Source organism: Acinetobacter sp. ANC_7682 (assembly GCF_056779795.1).
Genome location: NZ_JBWYIQ010000033.1, coordinates 1 through 22291, shown reverse-complemented (window position 1 = coordinate 22291; position 22291 = coordinate 1). Strand labels below are relative to the sequence as shown.

The following is a 22291-nucleotide window of genomic DNA, read 5'->3' as shown; positions in this document are numbered from 1 at the left end:
TTAATTATCAATAAATTTGAAGAAATAAAATTAAAGAAGCAGTATGTGCTGATTCATACTGCTTAGTTCCACGATTATTATTATCAAATTTTAGAATTTTTATTTTGTCAAAATGAGTCGATTATTTCGTGTTAGACGAAGGCGATATTCTTCTCCTGCATGCATGATGCGAATTTCTCTGCCTAGAGCAAATAGATTATTTGAGTGAAGCATTGGTAATGCTTGGTGGTTTTCGTTATTACGTGTAAATAAGCTAAATGGTGCGTTCATTCCTTGGACTCCGTGGTATGTGGTGAACGATTTAAATGATAATCATTATCGAATAGAGCTGTCAACGATAATTTTTCTCATTTATAAAAAAACATAAAATGCTTACAATTAAGTACTCATTTTTTGAAAGAAAATCATGTCAAAAAAAACTCTTAATGTTTCTATAGCGTTGTTATTCCACAAAAATCAAGTTCTAGTAGGATGGAGAGAAGTCTCTTTACATCAGGGGGATAAAGCTGAGTTTCCTGGAGGAAAAGTGGAGTTAGGTGAAACTCCTGAACAAGCTTGCAAGCGTGAAGTTCAAGAAGAGGTGGGAATTTTTCTAGATCATGTCTATTTATTCGATATTATTACGCATGAATATGAAGATCTAATCGTAAAATTGCACATTTATCAGGCTTATGTTGATCAGTCTCTACTAGATCATATTCAAAGTCCTTGGACATGGTATGATCGTTCAGCACTAACCATTTTGAATTTTCCTAAAGCCAATGATGCCATTGTTAAACGACTACTCTGGCCGAATAAAATTGCAATAAAAAATATAGATCGTCTCGATACACCTATTGATCTTAATCGAGTTAGCTATTTGAGAACTGAAAATGCTTCAGATTTTGCGCTGCAACTCAACCAGAAGAATCAACTGGATCAGCTCATTATCAATCGTGATGTGTGGATAGGATTATCAGAATCAAATCAGAAAAAAGTATTTGCCGTACAATTTAAACATGATCAATTGATGCAATTAAATTCTGATTCATTTATGGAGGAATGGAAGGGCATTAAACGCATCGCATCCTGTCATGACTATTCTAGTGTCAGTCGAGCTGTAGCGTTAGGTTTTGATGCAATATTTTTAAGTCCAGTACTGTGTACAACATCGCATCCTCAGCAAGCACCCTTAGGTTGGACGCAGTTTGAATTGTTATCAAAAGATATACATATACCAGTTTATGCGCTAGGCGGTATGAAGCCTGAATTATTAGATCAGGCCATACAACATGGTGCTTATGGAATTGCTGGTATTCGTGCTTTTTAAAAGCATTAAAAAGTAAAACTCATGCTTAAATCAAAATTTCTTGATTTGGTTTTGTGCTTCTTGGATAATTTTATGATTTTTTTGGAGTTGACCAGATTTCAAAATAATTTGCCAAAGTTGTCGCTTCATCGTTGCTGTTTGAGCATAACTGAGACCTCGTTTTGCCAATGATTCAGCATTTTTTGCTTCATTTTTTTGATTGGCTATCATCGCGAGATACATATAGGTCTCTGCAGATTGAGGGGCAAGTCTTTGTGCTTGGAGTGCGGCTTTTTCAGCTTCACTCCATTTTGCTTGACGAAATGCATGATGGGTTTGTTGCATTAAATTTTTAAATGCTGGAAGTTGGCGGCCATCATCGAATTTTTGATTTGAGCTTTTCTGTTCAGGAATAACAATTTGTAATTGTTCCCGTTTAATCTCAGGTCGATCATAAGGCGTAATTTTAATACCATCGGTATCTTTTTGGGATGGTGTTGTTTTAGTCTCAGCTTGTTTAGGTTTCTGAGACGGTTGTGAGTTTTGAGAGGAGGTTAAAGTTTGGCAACCGCCTAAGAGTAATATGCTGGCGAATAGTACGTTAAAATTCAGTTTTGTCATTAACCTTAACTCCTCCTAAACTTATTTTAAGGATTATAACTTCCACTCGAAAGTACTCGAGTGGCATTCGTATTTAAATCCCGTTCCATTTCTGTTTCGCTCTCACGGATATATTGGTCGATGCTATCTTCTGCTGGAATTTCTTCTGCATTCGTTTCAGGAACGTAAGTCGGCTCTACTTGATAATGTGGTAAGCCACATGCTGTTGCGCGACGAGGAACTGTATATTTAAGTATCGGGACATAGAGCGCACCTTGACAACCTTGTGCTGAAAGCTCGCCGCTATTTGAATCAATCCAATGCCATTGTACTTCATCAGGTTGGCGTAAATTGACTGGTTTTTGCTTCAGTTGCTTCATTACGTTGGTCCACACGGGTAAAGCGCCAGATGAGCCCGTTAAGCCTGTCACTTTATTATCATCTAATCCAAGCCAGACAACTGCCAAATGATTACCTGAATACCCCGCGAACCATGAGTCCCTTGTATCATTGGTTGTACCTGATTTGCCGGCTAGATTTAGATTTGGAGCTAAGCCGTTGTAAGCAGCACGTCCTGTACCTGCCGACATCACACGTTGCAATCCGTAATTTAAAATATAAGCAGCCGATGGGTCGATCGTTTGCTGAACATTTAAACTATAGCGATTAATGAGCTGCCCATTGGTATCAACAACTGTTCGGATAGATTTTGTAGGATATTTAAACCCTCCAGTTGCAAAGTTGCCATAAATATTCATGATTTCCATAGGCGACATTTCAACAGCCCCTAAGAAAATCGATGGGTAATTTGGAATAGGTGAAGTCACGCCAAACTTCATTAAATGATTGGTAAATGAAGAAAGTCCAAATTCTTGTCCTAAGCGAACTGTAGATAGGTTATATGAATTGGCTAAAGCTTGAACCATTGGGACGTAACCATACGAAGTTCCGCTATAATTTTTGGGTGTCCAAGTCTGATTGCGATCGACTGGCACACTAATTGGCGAGTCTTCGATTGCCGTCGCCCAGTTATAACGACCAGATTCCAAAGCAGTTAGGAAAATAACAGGTTTTAATAATGAGCCTACCTGACGTTTTGCATCAACTACGCGGTTAAAACCTGTGAAGTCAGATACTGAACCTACGGCCGCAATCAATTCACCATTTTCAGGGTGAGAAACTAATACCGCGCCTTGAAGCTCTTTCAAGCGTGCAGGATTGGCCTTAGACAGTCTTGATACTGAATCTGTAAATGATTTTTGTACTTTGATTTGTGCGATTGGATCTAATGTTGTGAAAATTCGAAGACCTTGTTTCGTTAAATCGCTTTCTTGGTATTCTGTTTTGAGTTGACGACGAACGATGTCTAGGAAATCAGGGAAGCGAGCTGGACCTAAAGTCGGTTTTTTAATCACGTTTAAAGGTTTAGCTGACTCAGTTTCATATTGCTCTTCAGTCAAATATCCCATGACTAACATATTGTTTAGAACAACATTACGGCGTTTTAATGCACTTTCAGGATTTCTCCAAGGATTGTATAAGCTAGGACCTTGAACGAGTCCGACAAGGAAAGCCTGTTGCGCTATACTCAATTCTCTAAGTGGTAAACCAAAATAAAATTGAGACGCTAAACCATAGCCATTGATCGAGTAATTACCATTTTGTCCTAAATTAACTTCATTCAAATATGCTTCCAGAATTTCATCTTTGTCATAATGAAACTCAAGCAACAACGCCATAAATGCTTCATTCACTTTACGTTTGATTGTACGCTCAGGGGTTAAATAAAAGTTTTTAACCAATTGCTGCGTGAGTGTAGAACCACCTTGACGCTTACCACCAGTAACGTTGCTTACAACTGCGCGTGCTGTACCACGAAACGAGACGCCATGATGGTGATAGAAGTTACGGTCTTCAGTGGCAATAAGCGCTTGAATTAAAGGTTTAGGAACACGATTGAGTTTAATGAGAACACGGTCTTCGTTGTGTTGGGGGTAGATTCCCCCAACTAACATTGGTTCTAGACGGGCAATCCCCGTACTCGATGGTTTTGTTGCTTTAATCTCTGAAATTTGACTAGTGCCAAAACTGACTTGGAGGATTTGTTCTGGTTCTACACTATCACCAAAATCGAAGCCACGCGTGTGGACGTAAATAGTATTGCCTTGAACCAAAAAATTACCTGGCTTGGTATAGTCTTCAGCATTTTTATAACCCAACAGACCTAGCTCTTGAATGAAGTTTTGTTGCTCCACGGGTGCATTAGCATAAACTTCCAAGGGGCGTGCATATACTTTCGCTGGAATATCCCAACGATTGCCTTCAAATTTATCGCGAATAATATTATCTAAACGGATTAGATAAATACTAAAAGCCACAAATGCAGAAATCACCAGCACTGAGAAAATCAATGCAATTAAGCCAATACCACGTTCAAACTTCATAGATCAAAAAGCAAAACCCTGTTTTATTGCGCTCATCATGCGAAGCTTTTTTATAATTTGCAATAATTAAACTGTGAATTTATGCCTTTTTTAGATAAATGTAATGGTTTATCTAATTCAATATTAAGGAGAAAATTAAGATTTTAAGTTGGGTAAATGTGAAATTATTCGTGAAATTCATAACATGAAACAGGCTTGAAATATGTTAGTCACAGAATGATGATGATATGATACTCAACAATTCATCTGGAGCCGTAGCATACGTGCAACTTTCAGCAAAGTCATTTCGTAATATTGGATTAATTGGACGACCAGATAAATCATCTGTGGTTGAGACTTTAAGTCTAATTCATGACCATTTGATTAGTTTAGGTTTGCATCCAGTTTTTGATTCAGAAACCGCTAAATTGGTCCCTTATAAAAATTCGCAAACGGTCAGTCGAGCTTTATTGGGTGAAGTTGCAGATTTGGTGATTGTCGTAGGTGGTGATGGTTCATTGCTTCAAGCGGCTAGATCTTTAGTGAAATACAATACTCCCGTCATCGGGGTAAACCGTGGGCGTTTAGGTTTCCTAACAGATATCAAACCGACAGAAGTTTTATTTAAATTAGATCAAGTCTTGAAAGGTGAGTTTCAGCTAGATCGCCGTTTTTTATTAGAAGTCGAAGTTCGTAGTAAAAATGAACTGATTTATGATGCAATAGCATTGAATGATGTGGTGCTGCATTCAGGTAAGTCAGTCCATATGATTGAGTTTGATCTTCATATTGATGGTCAATATGTTTATCGCCAACACAGTGATGGTTTGATTGTATCGACACCTACGGGTTCAACAGCATATGCACTTTCTGGTGGCGGTCCAATTTTGCACCCAAGTATGGATGCGATCGCGCTAGTGCCAATGCACCCGCATACGCTTTCTTCTCGTCCGATTGTGGTGGGTGGTCAAAGTGAAATTAAAATTCAAATTCGTAAGAATCGAGTGTTGCCAATGGTGAGTGCTGATGGGCAACACAGTGTTTCTTTAAATGAAGGTGATTGGTTGCATATTCGCAAACATCCTTTCAAACTTACTTTATTACATCCACCTGGATACGACTTTTATATGGCATGTCGTACCAAACTAGGATGGAATCAAGATTACGATTCATTTCATCAGCAGGACTAAACATGAATATTGAACAAATGTTATCAGTTTTGGATGCAGACATCGTTGCTCGTTTAAGAACTGCCGTTGAAATCGGTAAATGGCCAAACGGTGTAGCTTTAACTCAAGAGCAGCGTCAGATTTCAATGCAAGCAGTCATTGCTTGGGAAGCTAAAAATCTGCCAGAAACAGAAAGATCAGGCTATATTGATAAAGGTCATAAAGAGGAAGGTGATGAATGTGATTCACATGTTCCAGAGCCAGAATTTCAACCTATACGTTTTGTATAATCTTCTATGTTAAAAAAGACACCTGATGGTGTCTTTTTTTAATCCGAATTTAAACTCGATGACGTGACTGCCAGTATTCTTGAGCCAAGGTCTGTGCTTGTGTAAATGTTTCAGCCACATTCATGGTGTAAAGTGCGATTGCCATAGTTTCAATAATAGCCACCTCTCCATAGCTATGGTGGGCATCACCTAACCATACGGCTTTGAAAGTATCTAAGTTCAACTCATCTTCAATTGCTGAACGATCAGCTGTGAGTTTCGGAAGTTCAAGCTCATACAGTTCACCGTCTCGTATACCGCAAATTAAGGTTTTTGCATCTGGGTTTCGTTCAAATTCACCGCCTTCACCTTTAATCACCGCACTGTTAACGTAACCTAATTTGGCAGCAGTCTGTTGATGAGAAATGCGATACGCAGGGTGAAATATTGCTTGCAAAGTGGCTTTGGCATTGAAGGGATTGATGAGTCGTGAAAGCGTATGAATGGGTGAGCGTAAGCCCATGATATTGCGTAATGCAATTAAGTCACTCAAGGTAGGTGAAATGACTTCGAGTGGTATATAGGCAAAGTTATGCTGATTAAGTTCTGATGCCACTTCGTTTTCATTTTGACAAATGGTATAACCTAAATACTCTAAAACTTGTTCTGTATATAATCGATTAATGGTATGTCCAGAAGCCCCATGCATTACAATACGATGCCCATGTTTTGCTAAGGTTAACGCCGATAAGATAAACCACGGATAGTGTTTGCGTTTCCCCGCGTAAGAAGACCAGTCTAGGTCGACATCAATAGCTCTAAATTTAAGTTGATCACGAGTCGCTTGCACAAAGCCAGCCAGTTCATCTACAGATTCTTCTTTCACTCGTAAAAGCATTAAAAAAGCACCCAGCTGAACGTCTAATACCTCATGTTTTAAAATCATCTCAAATGCTTGATAGGCTTCTTCATAGGTCAGTGATCGCGCACCATTTTTTCCTTTGCCAAGAATACGAACAAATTGCGCAAATGGATGTTCAAAGTCTTTATATAAATTACGTTTTGTATTCATGATCAATGCAGTTGGGTGTTCTTAATGACAGTGTAACGTGGAATGATGCTTCGAATAAAAGCTAAATATCAAATTCAATGATCAAGCATTATTTTTAGCTTTTGAGACTGACCAAATTGTATGAATTTTCAAGCGCTTTTGTCCATGACAACTGGAAAAAAACGGGATAGCATGAAAACTTATAAAAAAATGAAGTGTAAGGAACACAAGAATGTTGGCATATGATGCAGATTTAGAATTATTCCGTGATAATTTCAAACGTTTTATGAGTGAGCACGTTGCTCCTTATTATGAGCAGTGGGAACGTGAAGGAAAAATGCCACGTTCAGTGTGGAATGCACTTGGTGAAAATGGCTTCTTGTGCGTAGATGTTCCTGAAGAATATGGTGGTTATGGTGTTCCAACAGAATATTCTTTAATGTTGGTTGAAGAGTCGGCACGTGCAGGTTATAGCGCATTATCGACAGGTATTTCATGTCACTCAGAAATTGCAGCACCATATATTCTACATATCGCGAACGAAGAACAAAAAAAATACTGGTTGCCAAAAATGGTTTCTGGTGAAGTGGTCGGGGCAATTGGAATGACAGAGCCAGGTGCTGGTTCTGATTTACAAGCCATCCGTACGAATGCCATTTTGAATGGTGATCATTATGTTTTGAATGGCTCTAAAACCTTTATTTCAAATGGTCAGCATGCAGACTTGGTTGTGCTTGCCGTTAAAACAGATCCTCAGGCACGTGCTAAAGGCGTCTCACTTCTATTGGTTGATACTCATTTAGAAGGGTTTAAAAAAGGCACAAATCTCGACAAAATCGGTTTGCATTCCCAAGATACTTCGGAACTCTTTTTTGACAATGTAAAAGTTCCAGCTGATCAGCTTTTAGGTCAAGCGGGTCAGGGATTTGCATATTTGATGCAAGAATTACCACGTGAGCGGACAGCGATTGCTGCGACAGCATTAGGGGCAATTCGAGGTTCAATTGATGTGACTGTTCAATATGTCCAAGAGCGTCAGGCCTTTGGTCAAAAAATTGGACAATTCCAAAATTCTCGTTTTGTTTTAGCACAAGCGAAAATCGATGAACTGGCTACAGCCGCTTTCTATAATCAAAACCTAGCATTGTATAAAGAAGGGAAATTGGATGTTGAAACAGCAGCTGCATTAAAAAGTTTTAGTACAGATATGCAAATGAAAGTAGCGGATAACCTACTGCAACTCTTTGGTGGCTATGGCTATATGACTGAATATCCTATTTCACGCTTCTTTGTGGATGCACGTATTCAACGAATCTACGGCGGAACCAACGAAATCATGAAAGAAATCGTAGCACGTGGCATGCTAGGACGTTAATTTTTATCCGTATTTACATCTCGCTTGATGAATACAAGCGAGATGTATTCGAATGTGTTTTAAATTTTTAAAACTTATAGAACGAACTGATTTTAAAAAAAAGATTAAAGCTATCCTATTCAATGTTCTTGTCTTTTTTCTAATTTATAGCGCGTATTGGATTGATGATTATTTCAACTGTATATTTTTAAGTCTTATTGCCATAAAGTTTGGTTGCTTAACATTTGAAAGCTAACTATTGTTATACTGTTTACATAACTGATTCTGTAAGGCGACATTACAATGATCAACGATGATCAAAACACGACGAATTCTTTAGACTTAGCTAAAATCCGCGAAGATATCGACTCAGTAGATCAACAACTCCAACAACTGATTAACCGTCGAGCACGACTTGCTGAAGCTGTAGCAAAAGCAAAATTTGCTTCTGAAGAAAATCCAATGTTTTATCGTCCTGAGCGTGAAGCACAAGTTTTGCGTAATGTGATGGAGCGTAATGAAGGTCCTTTATCTGACGTGACGATGGCGCGTTTGTTTAGAGAAATTATGTCTGCGTGCCTTGCTTTAGAAGCACCACAAAGCATTGCTTTCCTTGGTCCAGTAGGAACTTACACCCATTCGGCAGTACTGAAGCATTTTGGACATGATGCGGTTGTGCGCCCACTTCCTACAATTGATGAAGTGTTCCGTGAAGTCGAAGCAGGCAGTGCACATTATGGTTTAGTTCCTGTTGAGAACTCATCCGAAGGCGTGGTTAACCACACGCTTGATTGTTTTAAAGCGTCACATTTAAATGTGATTGGTGAAGTTGAATTACGTATTCATCATCAATTTTTGATTTCTTCAAATACGCGTAAAGACAGCATTAAACAAATCTATGCGCATCAACAAACTTTAGCTCAATGTCGTGGCTGGCTCGATGCTCATTATCCAGGTGTTGAACGTGTGGCTTTGAGTTCGAATGCTGAAGCTGCTCGCCGTATCCGTAATGAATGGCATTCTGCGGCAATAGCATCTGAAACAGCTGCGAGCTTATATGATTTAGAAATCTTACATAGCAATATTGAAGATAATCCAGAAAATACAACACGCTTCTTAGTTATCGGGCGTGAAAAAGTACCACAAAGTGGTAATGATAAAACTTCTTTATTGATCTCTGCACATGACCGTGCAGGTGCGTTATTAGAAATTTTAGCGCCGTTTGCTAAACACAACATTAGCTTGACCAGTATAGAAACAAGACCCGCATTGCCTGAAAAATGGGCTTATGTATTCTTTATCGATTTAGAAGGACATATCGAACAAGAGAACGTACGTGCGGCTGTTGAAGAAATTCGTCCATTGGTTAAAGAAATCCGTGTTCTTGGTTCATACCCGATTGCGGTACTTTAAAAAGAGTTGAAACTTAGATATGTCTCAACCTTTATTTAAAAAAGTTGCATTTATTGGGCTAGGATTGATTGGATCAAGTTTAGCACGTGTCATTCAAGCACATGGTCTTGCTGAAAATGTTGTGGCATCTACGCGATCTGTTCAAACGTTAGAAGATGCTAAAGCTTTAGGTTTGATTAGTGACGGATATGCTGATGCCAAAGATGCAGTGGTTGATGCAGATTTAATTGTTCTTGCTTTACCCGTGAGAGCTACACAATCTGTATTAAACTCGATCCAATCTGTGATTACTCCTGATACCATAATTACAGATGTGGGCAGTACCAAAGGCAATGTTGTTGAGGCTGCAATTGCGGTTTTTGGTGAGCAGTTACCCGCAGGTTTTGTTCCAGGGCATCCAATAGCTGGTGCTGAACATACTGGTGTTCATGCAGGTAAAGTAGATTTATTTGCTAACCACAAAGTGATATTAACGCCGTTAGCAACAAGTGCAGAGTGGGCAGTGCAAAAACTGATTCAGTTATGGCAAGCTGCTCAAGCTGAAGTAATTTGTATGGATGTGGAAAAGCATGATGAAGTGCTTGCGCATACAAGTCATCTGCCACATTTAATGGCATTCAATTTGGTTGAGCAACTGGCAAATCGTGAAGATAATCTGGATATTTTCCGCTATGCAGCTGGTGGTTTCAGAGACTTTTCTCGCATTGCGGCGAGTGATCCACAAATGTGGCATGACATATTCTTTGCCAATAAAAAAGCGATTTTGAATGCTGTTGATGGCTTTGAGAACCAATTGGCTCATATTCGACAGCTCATTGAAAACGAAGATTCAAAAGCACTCATGGGATTGCTTGGACATGCTCAAGCAGCACGCCAACATTTTAACCATATGCTTGCCAAGAAACCTTTAATGGAGAACAAAACTGTGACACAGCAATTTACTATTCTGCCGGGTGCTAAATCATTTTCTGGAAAATTTAGCGTGCCAGGTGACAAATCTGTGTCACACCGTTCAATCATGTTTGGTGCGATCGCTGAAGGTACAACCCATGTTACTGGTTTCTTAGAAGGTGAAGATGCCTTAGCAACACTTCAAGCATTCCGTGATATGGGTGTAAATATTGAAGGTCCAAAAAATGGTGAAGTCACGATTCATGGTGTAGGAATGCATGGCCTTAAAGCTCCAGCAAGTGAGCTTTATATGGGTAACTCTGGAACTTCAATGCGTCTTCTGTCAGGGATGTTGTCTGCGCAAAAATTTGACTCAGTAATGACTGGTGATGCATCGTTGAGCAAACGTCCTATGGAACGTATTGCAAAGCCACTCCGTGAAATGGGTGCTCAAATTCAAACAACAGGTGAGCGTGGCACACCGCCAGTATCGATCACAGGTAATCAGCAACTAAAAGGTATTCATTACGATTTACCGATGGCTTCTGCACAAGTGAAGTCTGGCATTCTGCTCGCTGGTTTATGGGCAGAAGGTGTAACGTCGGTGATTGAGCCAGAACCGACACGTGATCACTCTGAGCGTATGTTACGTGCATTTGGTTATGATGTGAAAACTGAAGGTAACCGTATTTCTTTGCAAGGTGGTGGCAAGTTAGTTGGCACGAATATTCAAGTGCCTTCAGATATTTCATCTGCTGCGTTCTTTATGGTGGGTGCTGCCATTACTGAAAATTCAGATGTAACACTTGAGGCAGTGGGTATTAACCCTACTCGTACGGGTGTGATCGAAATTTTGAAGCAAATGGGGGCTGATATTTCAGTCGAGAATGAACGAATTGCAGGTGGTGAACCAATCGCTGATATTCGAATTCGTGGCACTCGTACTTTGAAAGGCATCCACATGCCTGAAGATCAAGTACCTTTAGGGATTGATGAATTCCCAGCATTATTTATTGCTGCAGCTTGTGCTGAAGGTCAAACAGTGTTAACTGGTGCAGCTGAACTTCGTGTAAAAGAGTCCGATCGAATCCAAGTGATGGCTGATGGATTGAAAACAATGGGTGTTGATTGTACGCCTACGGATGATGGCATTATTATTGAAGGTAAAGGTAAGTCTGGTGATTGGTCTGCTATCTTTACAGGTGGTGAAATTGAGTCACATCATGATCATCGTATTGCCATGAGTTTCTCCATTGCGGGTCTGCGTACTTCAGGCGCAATTAAAATTGTGGGAACTGAAACCGTTGCAACAAGTTTCCCAACATTTACTCAACTCACTGAACAAGCGGGTTTATCTATTCAAGTTAGTGAATAATACGACCAAAGATTTGTATATTTCTTTTCAAACAGCCAAGCAAAAGCTTGGCTGTTTTGTTTATATTGCTTATTCTAATTCTATATAATTAAAAAGCCTTTGGACGAGGAAATGAAAAAATTACAATTTTTAGTTGATCAAACGAAATACGCTAAGGCTCATTCAAGTCATTCTCATGATAATGCACAAACTTACGTTACAGCATTGTTATCTGAACAGTTAGTGCAACATGGATTTCACACTCAAAATACGAATCCGCATGAATTGGAAGTCAGTGTCTCTGATCACCCAATCGCTTTAGGGGTGAACTGTAATCAACCAGATGGCGAAGGACATTTTGTATGTGAAATAAGTGCGCATGCAGATGAGGAACAGGATTGGTTCCAAAAAATTGAGACGCAGAGTGTGATTAAACAACTTGCGCAAGCAGTAGAGCAGACATTAAGAGAAGACGAGTCGTTCCAATCGCTAGAGTGGAAATCCTAACGAGGAATAAAACAAACCCAATGTAAAGAATCTACACTGGGTTTTTCTGAAACACGTAATATTTATATTAAGCCGTAAGGAAGCGAGTGATCGCGACGCGAAGTTGCTTCAAATAACCTGTGAAGAAGTGATTAGCACCAGGTAGCACTGTAATAATATGGCGTTGAGGCTTTGCCCATTCAATTAAATCGGATAATAAAGTGACTTCATCTGCCTCACCATGAATAAACAGAATATCACCTTTAATTGCCGGAGTAACATAGTGACGGATACCAGCAACTGTAGCTGTTGGTAAACCACATAGAATAACTTGTTCAGGTTGAATTTCTTGAGGTAGTGCATGATATGCCTTCGCCATGACATGTGCACCAAAACTAAAGCCTCCAACATAGAAAGGCAATGTAAGGTGTTTCGCGCGTACTTGACGAATGACTTCTAAAATATCTTCTGTTTCACCGAATCCTTCATCGTGAACCCCTTCACTTTGACCTGATCCACGGAAACTTGGACGATAAACGATATAACCACGCTCAAGGAACATTTGAGCTAGCAGAGTGGGAACTTTGTGCTGAGGAGTACCACCTTGAAGCGGGTGAGGGTGACAAACGACCGCAAATCCTTTTACTTCAGACTGAGGATAATCTACAAAAACCTCAATTTTGCCAACAGGGCCTTGAATGAACATTTGTTCAGACATAAAAATACCGATTAACGTGCAGGAGAATCGTATATTTTAACGTCAATAATTAAAAAAAACACAATTGGAAATAAAATAAGTCTACTGTTATAGTTTGATTAATTGTTTTTTGATCAGGTTTCTATGTTTGCCTTAATTTCTCCTGCTAAGACATTAGATTATGAATCTACACTTCCAACTGATGAGCATACTTTACCAAGATTGCTTGACCACTCACAACAGCTTATAGACGTAAGTCGTAAACTGTCTGCTTCAGAAATCGCCAATTTAATGAGTGTGAGTGAAAAAATTGCGAATCTTAACGTGGAACGCTTTAGAGATTGGCAATCAGACTTTGATTTATCAAATTCACGCCAAGCAATCTTTGCCTTTAAGGGCGATGTTTATACAGGTCTGGATGCGTATTCACTTACGCAAGCTGATTTAGAATATGCTCAATGCCATTTAAGAATGCTATCGGGTCTCTATGGATTACTTCGACCACTGGATTTGATGATGCCTTATCGTTTAGAAATGGGCACTAAATTAGCAAATTCACGCGGTCACAATCTTTACGAATTTTGGGGAGATGAAATTACCCAGTTGATCAACCAAGACTTATCAGAAGCCAAGAGTGATTTATTGGTCAATATCGCATCCGATGAATATTATAAATCGGTGAAAGAAAGCAAAATTAAAGCAGAAATTATCAAGCCTGTATTTTTAGACCAGAAAAATGGAAAATATAAAGTGATAAGTTTCTATGCTAAAAAAGCGCGAGGATTGATGGCACGTTATATTATCGAAAATAAACCTAACACGGTGGATGATCTTAAATCATTCAATACAGACGGCTATTATTTCGATGCTGAAAGTTCTTTGAAAGGTGAGCTCGTTTTTAAACGTGATGAGCAGGCTGCTTAAAAATAAATAGGCGGTAGCGGGGCAAGGTGTCTGATGATTGATGCATATTTAAACCAGTCGAGAAGATACTGGGCCGTTACTGCACAACAGCTTGAACTATCTTCAGAGGATTCCATATCTATTCTTGATAGATTAGAAATTCATTACAGTGAGCCTCATCGTCACTACCACACAGTGCAGCATATCGTTGAATGTATGGATCACTTACAATTGGTTCTACCAAATTTAAAAGATCCTTTATCAGTCTCTATAGCTCTTTGGTTTCATGATGTCATTTATGAGCCTAAGGCACACGATAATGAACAACAAAGTGCTGATCTGATGCTGAATATCATATCTCCCCACATGGAGATGAGGAGATGTGAGAAAATTTATCAGTGGATATTAGCGACCAAAGAGCATCGTTGTGCATCTGATTCGGATCTTAACTATTTACTTGATATTGATCTTGCAATTCTCGGTTCAAACGCCAAACGTTTTGAAGAATATCAGCAGCAAATTCATCAAGAATTCAGTTGGGTACCCTCTGAAATTTATACATTAAAACGAAATGAAGTTCTTAATAGCTTTTATCAAATGGAATCCATTTATAAAACAGCATATTTTCATGACACTTTAGAAAATCAAGCCAAACAAAATTTAGAACGAGCATTCGTTAGGCTGATTTGAAAGCAGCTAATGCGCGCTGTCGACTCATCTTTAAATCAACAATAGGTTTTGGATAATTGAGTTTAAGATTCGGATTTTTAGCATAAGGCTCATGAATGATTTTCGCATCAAGATGAGCTAATTCAGGTACCCATTTGCGAATATAATTACCTTGACTATCAAATTTTTGTGATTGACTAATGGGGTTGAAAATATGGAAATAAGGTACAGCATCTGTACCTGTTGAAGCACACCATTGCCAGCCACCATTATTTGCCGCTAAATCCCCATCTATCAAATGTTGCATAAACCATTGTTCGCCTTTACGCCAGTCGATGAGCAAATTCTTACTAAGGAACATGGCGACAATCATTCTGACACGATTGTGCATCCATCCTGTTTCAAGCATTTGACGGATTCCAGCGTCCACAATTGGAATCCCAGTTTGTCCAAACTTCCAAGCATTTAATTCATCGGGTGCGTCACGCCATGGCACATTAGACGTGTTTAAATTGAATGGTTGATATTTCGATAATCTTGGAAAGTCAAACAGGATATGATGATAAAATTCTCGCCATAATAACTCATCTAACCAAGTTTTTTGACCATCAGAGTAGAGATGAAAATTGCCATTTGAGCGACTAAAAATTGCAGCTAAACATTGTCGAATCGAAATAATTCCTAGATTTAAATACGGTGATAATTGACTGGTTGCATCAATGTTTGGAAAGTCGCGTTGTTGTTTGTACGTCTCTAAATTCTCATCAACAAATTTCTCGAGCATTTGTAGTGCAAATGACTCTCCAACAGGCCATTGATATTTAATCTGAGCATCAGGATAAAAATCATGTATCGATGGAATTTTGGAGGTATGAAAGCGTTGTATAAGCTCATGAGGCTGTACTTTAGGTACAGGGAGTGGTTGAGGAACAGAGATATTCAAGATTTCATAGCATGCACGTTTATAAGCACCAAAAACTTGATAAGGCTGGTGCGCCTTATTACGAATTGATTCAAGTGGGAAAATTGTGCGGTCATGATAATACTCGACAGTTACTTGATGCGATTCTAATAAGGTCTGCACTTGTGCATCACGATGTAACTCATTCACGCCGATTTCAATGTTGGCGTGTATCGCAGTAATTTGATATTTATTTGCGAAAGTTAATAATCTAGCTGGTACATCATCCCATTGGGGAACGATTTCCACTACAAGTGGGATATTGAATTGCTTTAACTCACTTTCAAGTGATTTAAGTTGGCGAAGATAAAAGTCAATTTTAATAACTGCATCATCATGCAATTTCCATTGTTCAGGCGAAAGTATCACCACTGCACAAGTATTCCCATGCCGGTTTGCCTCCATTAACGCCGTGTTATCCCTAACTCTTAAATCCTGACGAAACCAAATGAGATTCATATGATTAATATCAAAATAGCCTCAGGAAATTATAAGAATTTGAATCATTTAAATCGTTAAGCATTGTAATTTTTTGCATAAAAAAAGGCGAAGCAGAAGCTTCACCTTTTTGTCCTAAAATCCGTAGATCTTAGTGGTGGTGACCACCTACACCGTGAACGTGACCGTGATCTAACTCTTCTTGAGTTGCTTCACGGATTTCAACGATTTCAACATCAAATGTTAAGTCTTGACCAGCAAGCGGGAAGTTAGCATCAACGATTACGTTTTCGCCTTCAACAGCTTTAACAGTCACAATTTGAACGCCATCATCAGTTTGCGCTTGGAATTGCATACCAGCTTCGATGTTGTCTACGCCTTGGAACATTTGTTTAGGTACTTCTTGAACTAAATCAGTGTTGTACTCACCATAAGCTTCAGCAGCAGGAATCGTTACTGTGAATTTGTCACCAGTCGTTTTACCTAACATTGCTTTTTCTAAGCCAGGGATAATGTTGCCAGCGCCTTGCAAATATGCAAGTGGTTCACCTTGAGATTGATCGAGAGTTTCACCCTCTGCATTAGTCAATTTATAGTTAAATAAAACCACAAGGTCATTTGCAATAACTGTCATGTTAATGATCCATTCAAATATTTTAAGGGTACATCATAAAGTGAAAACCAATTTTTGTAGACAATTTTCTAAAAAATATGCAGTTTCGATAATTTATAACGCTTAAATATTACATTGGGGCGTCTTTTAGATTTTTCAATGCAATTTGATTTTAGGTGCTATTTTTCTGGTCACAAAATCTTTGGCTGTGAGTAACCCTGCCTGTGCATAACCATAAATCGTGGCTTGATGCAGTCGATAAAGCGATACATACATCGACTTCGCCACAAATCCTTGAACATTGACTTGACCAAGTAATTCACCGACTGCTTTATTCTCACTTAAAGACACAAGTGAACCTTTGTCGGAAAAATTGAACATCGGTTGTGATTTTCCTGAAATACGCGCTTTCATTGCATCAACGAGGAAAGCAGCCTGTTGACTTGCAACTTGTGCACGCGGCCCTAAAGCTGTTTCACGGGCATCTAAAATACAGTACGCGCAATCACCGAAAGCAAAAACATTCGGATCTGCTTTTGTTTGGAGTGTCGCAAATACGTGTAAGCGACCCATACGATCTTTTTCGAAGCCTTCTAGCTTTTGAATCACTGCTGGAGTTTTAATGCCTGCAGCCCAAACTTTTAATTGTGCTGGAATTGAACTTCCATCATTAAAGTAAATTTGATCAGCATCCACTTTTTCGACACGCTTAGACGTTAAAATATCCACATTCATGCGCTTAAGCTGCTTAGTGCTGTGGTCTGACATTTTTTCAGAAAGAGCCGGTAGAATACGATCCGCACCTTCAATTAGTGAAATTTTGACGTTTTTAGGGTCAATTTTATTAAGACCGTATTTAAAGAAGTTTTGTTTGGCTTGAACTAATTCCGCTGCAAGCTCAACGCCAGTTGCACCTGCACCTATAATGCCAATATGCAGCTCACGATGGTCATTATTATTTTGAGCTTCGATATAAAGATGAAGTAGATGCTGCTGGAACTGTTCAGCCTGTTTCGGATTATCTAAATAGTGACAATGTTCTTGCACACCTGAAGTATTGAAATCATTGGAAACCGAACCAACCGCCAGAATAAGAGTGTCATAACTTAGCGTTAAATGATCAGTAGATTGGTCATAGGTCGATGCAACAGGTTTGAGCAATTGAATGGTCTTGGCTGCACGATCTAATTGTTCGAATTTACCCAATACAAACTCATAATGATGCTTCGCAGCATGACCAAAATAGTTTGTTTCTTCATCACTAGGGCTTAACGTACCTGTTGCAATTTCATGTAAAAGTGGTTTCCAAATATGTGTAAGCTTTTGGTCAACTAATGTAATTTTTGCTTTTTTCGATTTGCCCAGCGTGTCACCCAGTTGTGTTGCTAGTTCTAAGCCACCAGCACCACCACCCACAATGACAATATGATGAAGATTTGACATTTAATATTCCTATTTTTATAGCGTCATAAATAAAAAAGAGATGGGGTTAATATGCCATCTCTTTTTTAAAAGAATTGTTCTTTTTGTATTACAAGTTACAGATTTACAATAAAAAACTGCAATCAGTTTAAAGGATAGATTTTTGGTTGACTTGTACTGCTAGTTCCAAAACTAAATAATTGTTTAAACCAATTCAAAATACTTTCAAACCATGATGCTTCATCAATTTGAAGTTCATCTTCAATCAATACCGTTTGAATGAGTCGATTATTTTGATAGATATGAATACGTGCCAACTGTTGAATTTGCGCGATTGGTGCGGTTAATGATTGTGTTAGTAGCTCGACGTTCATATGCGTTTGAGTTTGCTGTAAAGGCTCAAGAGCTGAAGTGAATCCAAACGCATCTGTTTGAATCAAACGATGAGTTTGATTGTCAAAATTACGCATATCAATCATTTGATTCGCGTTATACAAAGAGGTCGTCACGATACTTGGCTTTTTAGTTTCGACTCTGAACATTTTTAAGGTAGATGCGACTACAGGGAGTTCAGCAATCAGTTGCTTATTTTTAATTGCAATTTCATTGCGTGTATAAGCATAGGATAGGTTTAAAAGTTGATGTGCGATTTCAGCGCGTTTGAAGCCACTTTGAGCACCGAGTACCACAACAATAAGTCTTCTTTGATTGAGGTCAAATTGTTGAGTTGGTCGATTCGCAGTGAGTGCAAGATTATAGCCTGCAGCACGAGTAAACCCTGTTTTCAAACCATCAACAGTGGCATCTTGTTTTAGTAAGATATTCGTTGCACGGTGAAAATGCTGATTGTAAGTAAAGCTTTGCTGTTTCGAGTAATCAAGGTAATTGGGTGTTTCATTGGTGAGCGCTTGTGCGAGCACGGCTAAATCATGCGCTGTTGAATAGTGCATGTCCATTGTAATGCCCGCTGGATTGGCAAAGTTTGTATCTTTCATGCCAAGCGCTTTGGCTTCTTGATTCATGCGTTGAACAAATGCAGGCACTGATCCTGAAATTCGTTCAGCCAATGTGACAGCAGCATCGTTGGCAGACATGATAATTAAGCCTGCGAAAAGCTGATCAATCGTAATTTGTTGAGTCGGCTTCAGATACATCTGAGACTCATCCCATTGAACTACATTGACAACTGGTGTGGCAGTAATAACTTCATTTTTGCTAATTTTACCCGCTTGAATGTCTTTCAGCGCGATGTAAGCCACCATCATTTTGGTTAACGAAGCTGGTGCACGTTTGACATGGCTATTGTGTTCAGTAATGACTTGACCTGATTGTGGATCTAAGACAGTCCATGCTTCAGCTTCTAAACTTTCTGGTGCAACTTCGAATAAAGAAGCATGTGTGATATTTACTATAAAAAAACTAAAAAATACGAGTAGAGCGGAGTAAAGTTTCAACGGGTTTACCTATATAAGCCAATCCAATGGCATAGATCATCAAGCACACCGCATGCTATGCCTTTTTTTTCTGAAACTCTAGTCAGATTTGTAGACAATTAATACGAATCGCGCAACTCCAAGTAAAAAAATGCTAATCTAAATACAAGTTGGTTCTATAGTTTCTCAATTAAGACATTATGTTGCATTATCAGATCGAATTTGACGACTTTCGTCAGCATCTCATTCACGTTACTGTTCGTTTCGTTGCTCAACCAACTCAAGTATTGAGCTTGCCAACTTGGATTCCTGGAAGTTATCTCATTCGAGAGTTTTCTAAGCATATTGAGTCTGTTCGTGCTTATGATGAGGATGGTCGAATACTCAAGATACGTAAAAATGAAAAAAATAAGTGGCAGTTATTTAATACTGATTTTGAGCTGATTACGGTTGAGTACGACGTCTATGCATACGACCTCTCAGTACGTGGTGCTTATGTTGATGAAACACGCTTATATGTGAATCCTGCTTGTGCGTGTTTAGGTTTAGAAGGACAAGAAGATAAAGCGGTAGAAGTTGAGTTATTTTTGCCAGATGAATTGAAACATTTCCAACTCGCTACAGGATTGGCATCTAAAAGTTTAGTGCGTGGTCGCTATACGCTTAAGGCAAAAAACTACGCTGAATTGATTGATGCACCATTTGAACTTGCAGATCAAACTCGTTTTGCTTTTGAAGCAAATGGTATACCACATGAGTTTGTGGTTTCTGGCAAACATGTGATGAATGTCGAACGTATGAAACAAGATATTGAGAAAATCTGTGCGACAGAAATATCCATGTTTGGTTCAGCACCTTTTGAAAACTACACTTTTATGACCATCGCGACGGGTAACAGTTATGGTGGTTTAGAGCACCCGAACTCAACCAGTTTGATTTCTCCACGTGATGATCTACCTAAGTCCAATGAGCCTGTTGAACCTTCCGCTGATTATCAGCGTTTCTTAGGGTTGTGTAGCCATGAATATTTTCATTCATGGTTGGTGAAATTTATTCGCCCTGAAAATTTTGTGAATTATGATTTAGACAAAGAGGGCTATACCTCTTTGTTATGGATTTTTGAAGGCTTTACGTCCTACTATGATGATTTGATTCTACTGCGTAGTGGTGTGATTTCTCAGGAATCTTACTTGAAGTTGTTAAAGGCGCAGATCGATCGTTATTTGCAAAATCCAGGTCGTTTTGTTCAAACTGTTGCAGAGTCAAGTTTTGATGCATGGGTCAAATTCTATCGTCAAGACGAAAACTCTAACAATGCTGGCACAAGTTACTATAACAAGGGTTGCTTAGTAGCGCTGTGTCTAGATTTAGGTTTACGTTTAAGAGGTTCAAGTCTTGATGCATTGATGCGTAAGCTGTATGAAAATGCGCAAAAGGGTATACAGGTTCATGAACGTACCATCTATGAATTATGTCAGGAATTAACAGGTGATGATTGGTCTGAACAAATTAATCATTTGATTAATACCACGGATGAGTTACCGCTTGATCAATTGTTCCCTGAATTTGGCTTAGACTATGTTTTAAAGCATGATAAATCTTTACCATTTGGTTTAAAACTTGTAGATAAACCTGAAGGTGTATTAATTCAGTCTGCTCGTCGTGATGGCGCTGGTGTTAAAGCTGGGCTTTCTGCTCATGATATTATCATCGCAGTTGATGGTTTGAAGGCGACCACTAAACAACTCGACAAGTATGCAAAATTGGAAGGTACTTTTAATGTGCATGCTTTCCGTCGTGATGAATTAATGCAATTTGAAGTTCAATCGGGTGGTAGTGAACTCACTGAAGTAGATCTTAAGGTTTCCGATCAATCTAAAGTTGAGAAATGGCTTAAAGCTTAATTTGCTTAGACTATAAAGTTCATGAAAAACCCATGCTTAGCTATGGGTTTTTCATAACTCCAGTTTTCGTCTTAGAACTTCCAAACGCTTTTCAAATATTGTTTTGTCTTTTGAGTATTTTTCAAAAGCAATTTGAACCTTTTTTATAGATTCTTTTCTTCTGTTTATGTCGGTTTCTGTAGCGTAATTTTGACCATAATTTACCTCACTTAAATGAGCTTCTGAAACAAGTCTATGAGCAGAATCTATAGCAGTTTCAAAAGTTCTTAAAACTTCTTTAAAATCTTTATGCTTGTTCACATTTTTTTCTTGATTAAGCCACTGTTGAAGATTTATTAATTTGTCGTAGTAATACAGATTATTGAATTTATCTTCGTATTTTTGCTCTTCTAAATCAAATGAGCTGTGTAATTCATAACCTTTAGCGCGGATGAGTGAGTTTTTTAATTGGTATAAGATGGTGTGATATTGATTTGAAATAATCTTGAGTTCTTCAAACTTGGATAAAGTTTCAATTGTTCTATGGAATTTATAGGCATCTTTCCATGATTCTAGGGACTTCAGTACGAAATATAGGCTGATCCAAGCTGTGATTATCCCAAGAAATTCAGCTAAAGATAAGATTTCAAGACAAATATAGTTATCACAATAGTGCGATAACTTGTTTTCATTCAATGCATAAAAGAAGTAGTAAAGAATTGATAAAAATAAAAGAAGCGTAATAGCCTTTAGGAAAGCTTTTTTTATGTTCATAAGAAATCCTTATTCTTTTGAATAGGATAATTAAACTTTTAAAATTAATAAAGAAAAAAAAGCTCACATAATGTGAGCTAAATTTGTGTCATAAATGATTAACAAAAAAAGGCTTTGTTGCACAAAGATTTGAAATGCAAAGCGCCCCTAATTGAGCCAAATTTAAGGCGTAACTTGGGTAAGTGGTCGACCTAATTCCG

The 22291-nt window shown here is 38.6% G+C and carries 20 protein-coding genes; 10 read left to right on the top strand and 10 right to left on the bottom strand.

Translation table 11 applies throughout. The features are described 5' to 3' along the window. Window positions 1-99: 99 nt before the first annotated feature. Window positions 100-270 carry a hemin uptake protein HemP gene (hemP, locus tag AC1M9D_RS11825; protein WP_035267337.1) on the bottom strand — a complete coding sequence of 57 codons (171 nt, stop codon included), beginning with the start codon at window positions 268-270 and terminating at the stop codon, window positions 100-102. 136 nt (window positions 271-406) lie between these two features. Here hemP and AC1M9D_RS11820 point away from each other — a divergent pair, with 136 nt between their 5' ends. Next, window positions 407-1309 carry a thiamine phosphate synthase gene (locus AC1M9D_RS11820; protein ID WP_481612252.1) on the top strand — a complete coding sequence of 301 codons (903 nt, stop codon included), beginning with the start codon at window positions 407-409 and terminating at the stop codon, window positions 1307-1309. Between the two features lie 30 nt (window positions 1310-1339). Here the strand turns inward: AC1M9D_RS11820 and AC1M9D_RS11815 are convergent, their stop codons facing one another. After that, the gene (locus tag AC1M9D_RS11815; protein ID WP_481612251.1) at window positions 1340-1909 is read right to left on the bottom strand and encodes a tetratricopeptide repeat protein; all 570 of its coding nucleotides are present in this window, start codon (window positions 1907-1909) and stop codon (window positions 1340-1342) included. Window positions 1910-1935: 26 nt separating this feature from the next. Next, window positions 1936-4332 carry a penicillin-binding protein 1B gene (gene mrcB / locus AC1M9D_RS11810; RefSeq protein WP_481612250.1) on the bottom strand — a complete coding sequence of 799 codons (2397 nt, stop codon included), beginning with the start codon at window positions 4330-4332 and terminating at the stop codon, window positions 1936-1938. A gap of 227 nt (window positions 4333-4559) precedes the next feature. Here mrcB and AC1M9D_RS11805 point away from each other — a divergent pair, with 227 nt between their 5' ends. Both AC1M9D_RS11805 and AC1M9D_RS11800 read left to right on the top strand, forming a co-directional pair. Further along, entirely contained in the window at window positions 4560-5501 is a 942-nt protein-coding gene (locus tag AC1M9D_RS11805) for an NAD(+) kinase (RefSeq protein ID WP_035267328.1), read from the top strand. A 2-nt stretch (window positions 5502-5503) separates the two neighbouring features. Further along, window positions 5504-5770 (top strand): YeaC family protein, encoded by a 267-nt coding sequence (locus AC1M9D_RS11800; protein WP_035267325.1) that lies wholly within the window; start codon window positions 5504-5506, stop codon window positions 5768-5770. A gap of 49 nt (window positions 5771-5819) precedes the next feature. On the opposite strand, the gene AC1M9D_RS11795 is transcribed toward AC1M9D_RS11800, so the two are convergent. Next, complete coding sequence (locus AC1M9D_RS11795; RefSeq protein WP_481612249.1) at window positions 5820-6821, bottom strand: glycosyl transferase family protein; 1002 nt, start codon at window positions 6819-6821, stop codon at window positions 5820-5822. A 211-nt stretch (window positions 6822-7032) separates the two neighbouring features. Between AC1M9D_RS11795 and AC1M9D_RS11790 the strand changes: the two genes are divergently transcribed. The 4 genes from AC1M9D_RS11790 to AC1M9D_RS11775 all read left to right on the top strand — a co-directional run bounded on the left by AC1M9D_RS11790 (window position 7033) and on the right by AC1M9D_RS11775 (window position 12319). After that, a complete protein-coding gene (locus AC1M9D_RS11790) occupies window positions 7033-8175 on the top strand; it encodes an acyl-CoA dehydrogenase family protein (RefSeq protein WP_481597408.1) in 1143 nt (380 codons plus the stop codon). A 282-nt stretch (window positions 8176-8457) separates the two neighbouring features. Further along, entirely contained in the window at window positions 8458-9567 is a 1110-nt protein-coding gene (gene pheA, locus AC1M9D_RS11785) for a prephenate dehydratase (protein WP_035267321.1), read from the top strand. 19 nt (window positions 9568-9586) lie between these two features. Next, window positions 9587-11833, top strand: a complete 2247-nt coding sequence (locus tag AC1M9D_RS11780) for a bifunctional prephenate dehydrogenase/3-phosphoshikimate 1-carboxyvinyltransferase (RefSeq protein WP_481612248.1) — start codon at window positions 9587-9589, stop codon at window positions 11831-11833. 111 nt (window positions 11834-11944) lie between these two features. Continuing rightward, complete coding sequence (locus AC1M9D_RS11775) at window positions 11945-12319, top strand: hypothetical protein (RefSeq protein ID WP_481610807.1); 375 nt, start codon at window positions 11945-11947, stop codon at window positions 12317-12319. A 67-nt stretch (window positions 12320-12386) separates the two neighbouring features. On the opposite strand, the gene AC1M9D_RS11770 is transcribed toward AC1M9D_RS11775, so the two are convergent. Continuing rightward, entirely contained in the window at window positions 12387-13016 is a 630-nt protein-coding gene (locus AC1M9D_RS11770) for an alpha/beta hydrolase (RefSeq protein ID WP_035267316.1), read from the bottom strand. A 123-nt stretch (window positions 13017-13139) separates the two neighbouring features. Here AC1M9D_RS11770 and yaaA point away from each other — a divergent pair, with 123 nt between their 5' ends. Continuing rightward, window positions 13140-13919, top strand: a complete 780-nt coding sequence (gene yaaA / locus AC1M9D_RS11765) for a peroxide stress protein YaaA (protein ID WP_481612247.1) — start codon at window positions 13140-13142, stop codon at window positions 13917-13919. 33 nt (window positions 13920-13952) lie between these two features. Beyond that, entirely contained in the window at window positions 13953-14588 is a 636-nt protein-coding gene (locus AC1M9D_RS11760; RefSeq protein WP_481612246.1) for an HD domain-containing protein, read from the top strand. Here the strand turns inward: AC1M9D_RS11760 and AC1M9D_RS11755 are convergent. From AC1M9D_RS11755 to AC1M9D_RS11740, 4 genes are all read right to left on the bottom strand, one after another. Continuing rightward, window positions 14575-15987 carry a cryptochrome/photolyase family protein gene (locus tag AC1M9D_RS11755; RefSeq protein ID WP_481612245.1) on the bottom strand — a complete coding sequence of 471 codons (1413 nt, stop codon included), beginning with the start codon at window positions 15985-15987 and terminating at the stop codon, window positions 14575-14577. The two genes, AC1M9D_RS11760 and AC1M9D_RS11755, sit on opposite strands and share 14 nt — an antisense overlap. A gap of 130 nt (window positions 15988-16117) precedes the next feature. Continuing rightward, a complete protein-coding gene (locus AC1M9D_RS11750; RefSeq protein ID WP_092767151.1) occupies window positions 16118-16600 on the bottom strand; it encodes an FKBP-type peptidyl-prolyl cis-trans isomerase in 483 nt (160 codons plus the stop codon). Between the two features lie 135 nt (window positions 16601-16735). Next, complete coding sequence (locus AC1M9D_RS11745; protein ID WP_481612244.1) at window positions 16736-18022, bottom strand: NAD(P)/FAD-dependent oxidoreductase; 1287 nt, start codon at window positions 18020-18022, stop codon at window positions 16736-16738. A 122-nt stretch (window positions 18023-18144) separates the two neighbouring features. Then, window positions 18145-19455, bottom strand: coding sequence for a D-alanyl-D-alanine carboxypeptidase family protein (locus AC1M9D_RS11740; RefSeq protein WP_481612243.1), 1311 nt, complete (start codon window positions 19453-19455; stop codon window positions 18145-18147). Between the two features lie 179 nt (window positions 19456-19634). Between AC1M9D_RS11740 and AC1M9D_RS11735 the strand changes: the two genes are divergently transcribed. After that, on the top strand, window positions 19635-21338 hold the full coding sequence (locus AC1M9D_RS11735) for a M61 family metallopeptidase (RefSeq protein WP_481612242.1): 1704 nt from the start codon (window positions 19635-19637) through the stop codon (window positions 21336-21338). A 51-nt stretch (window positions 21339-21389) separates the two neighbouring features. On the opposite strand, the gene AC1M9D_RS11730 is transcribed toward AC1M9D_RS11735, so the two are convergent. Further along, entirely contained in the window at window positions 21390-22091 is a 702-nt protein-coding gene (locus AC1M9D_RS11730; RefSeq protein WP_481612241.1) for a hypothetical protein, read from the bottom strand. Window positions 22092-22291 lie beyond the last annotated feature (200 nt).